The organism is Polaromonas sp. P1_G4 (genome assembly GCF_056405475.1).
In genome coordinates this window covers 1-1802 of the sequence record NZ_JBFUCA010000684.1, presented here as the reverse complement: position 1 = coordinate 1802, position 1802 = coordinate 1, and the positions used below count along the sequence as shown (strand labels likewise).

Here is a 1802-nt window from a genome sequence, read left to right as displayed (position 1 = left end):
CTGCTTGTACTGCTCGGGGTCGGTGATCTTCATGTCGACAATGATGTAGGCGAATGTCATGGCTTGTGTAGGCTTGCGGGATGGATCGCTGGCTCAGGCGCTGAAGTTGTTTTCGAGGAAGCCGTTTTTCTTGGTGACACGATCCAGCTCGAGCAGTGTTTCCAGCAGCGCCTTCATGTGCTTGAGCGGTACGGCATTGGGGCCGTCGCACAAGGCCTTGGCCGGGTCTGGATGGGTTTCCATGAACAGGCCAGAGACGCCGACGGCCACTGCGGCACGCGCCAGCACCGGCACCATCTCGCGTACGCCGCCGCTGCTGGTGCCCTGGCCGCCGGGCAGCTGCACCGAGTGGGTCGCGTCAAATACGACCGGCGCGTTGGTCTCCCGCATGATGGCCAGGCTGCGCATGTCGCTGACCAGATTGTTGTAGCCAAAGCTGGCGCCGCGTTCGCAGGCCATGAAGTTGTCTTCCGGCAGACCGGCTGCCTTGACGGCCGCGCGCGCCTTGGTGATGACGTTCTTCATGTCGCCCGGGGCCATGAATTGGCCCTTCTTGATATTGACCGGCAGGCCGGACAGTGCGACGGCGTGGATGAAGTCGGTCTGGCGGCACAGCAGGGCCGGTGTTTGCAGCACATCGACGACTTTGGCGACCTGGGCGATCTGGTCTTCGGAATGGATGTCGGTCAGCACCGGCACGCGAATTTCCTTTTTGACCTTGGCCAGAATCTCCAGTCCTTTTTCCGTGCCCAGTCCACGAAAGGCCGTCTCGCTGGTGCGATTGGCCTTGTCGAAACTGCTTTTGAAGATGAAGGGAATGCCCAGCGAGGAAGTAATTTCCTTGAGCGTGCCGGCAGTGTCCATCTGCAACTGCTCGGACTCCACCACGCAGGGGCCGGCGATGAGGAAAAAAGGTTGGTTCAGACCAATGTCGAATCCGCAGAGTTTCATGGTCAGGCTACCGCCTTGAGAGGCTTGGCGGCCGCTTTCGGGTCCTGGCCTGCCGTGGTGCGCTGTTGGAGTACGGCCGCGATATAGGCATTGAACAGCGGGTGGCCATCCCAGGGCGTGGACTTGAACTCGGGGTGGAACTGCACGCCGACAAACCAGGGGTGGACGTCTTGCGGCAATTCGACGATCTCGGTGAGTTGCTCGCGCTGCGTCAGCGCGGAAATGACCAGGCCCGACGCACGCAGGGCATCAAGGTAGTTGACGTTGGCTTCATAGCGGTGGCGATGGCGCTCCGTCACCACGTCACCATAAATCTTGTGGGCCAGTGTGCCGGCTGCGACGTCCGAGCTTTGCGCACCCAGGCGCATCGTGCCGCCCAGGTCGGATTTGGCATTGCGTGTCTTGATGGTGCCGTCGGCGTCTTTCCACTCGGTGATGAGCGCGATCACCGGGTGCGGGGTAGCGGGGTCGAACTCGGTGCTGTTGGCGTCCTTGAGTCCTGCCACGTGGCGCGCGAATTCGATGGTCGCTACCTGCATGCCCAGGCAGATACCGAGATAGGGCATCTTGTGCTCACGGGCAAAACGGGCCGCGCAAATCTTGCCTTCAACGCCGCGAACGCCGAAGCCGCCGGGCACCAGAATTCCGTCAAAGCGTGCCAGGCGCGAGACATTGTCCTGCGTGATGGTTTCGGAGTCGACATATTCGATGACCACCTTGGCGTGGTTTTTCATGCCGGCGTGGCGCAGGGCTTCGTTGAGAGACTTGTAGCTGTCGGAGAGGTCCACATATTTGCCGACCATGGCGATGTGAACTTCGGTCTGGGGGTGCTCGGTCTCATAGACCAGGTC

General features: G+C 61.0%; 2 protein-coding genes. Both read right to left on the bottom strand.

The features are described from left to right. Positions 1–93: 93 nt before the first annotated feature. Positions 94–951, bottom strand: a complete 858-nt coding sequence (kdsA, locus tag AC1D1X_RS22205; RefSeq protein WP_477671126.1) for a 3-deoxy-8-phosphooctulonate synthase — start codon at positions 949–951, stop codon at positions 94–96. A gap of 2 nt (positions 952–953) precedes the next feature. After that, on the bottom strand, positions 954–1802 hold an 849-nt coding region (locus AC1D1X_RS22200; protein WP_477699208.1), incomplete at its 5' end, for a CTP synthase.

Excerpts from the sequence above, each read along its gene's own strand:
- kdsA (WP_477671126.1), bottom strand. The coding sequence starts at position 951 with ATGAAACTCTGCGGATTCGACATTGGTCTGAACCAACCTTTTTTCCTC.